We start from the raw sequence: 290 nt of genomic DNA, 5'->3' as shown, positions 1-290 counted from the left end.
CTACGGGGGTATCTTTGACTACGACGACAAGTCTCGTCGCCTGATCGAAGTCAACCGGGAACTCGAAGACCCGGACGTCTGGAACGACTCGAAGCACGCCCAGGCCCTTGGCCGGGAAAAGAAACTGCTCGACGACGTGGTCGGCAAACTCACCTCGCTCGACAACGACCTGCGCGACGCCCAGGACCTGTTCGACATGGCCCGCGAGGAAGGCGACGATGAAACCCTGATCGCCTGCGAAACGGACGCGCAAGGGCTCGAACAGCGCGTCGCCGACATGGAATTCCGCC

General features: G+C 62.1%; 1 protein-coding gene. It reads left to right on the top strand.

Going from position 1 to position 290, the window contains the following annotated elements:
- A partial coding sequence (locus SB771_RS34035; RefSeq protein WP_410721921.1) for a PCRF domain-containing protein occupies positions 1-290 on the top strand: 290 nt, incomplete at both ends.

The sequence above is a fragment of the Burkholderia sp. SIMBA_051 genome (genome assembly GCF_046534915.1).
Classification (GTDB): Bacteria; Pseudomonadota; Gammaproteobacteria; order Burkholderiales; family Burkholderiaceae; genus Burkholderia; species Burkholderia ambifaria.
The sequence above is the reverse complement of the archived record's forward strand: the minus strand, read 5'-3'. Positions and strand labels throughout refer to the sequence as shown.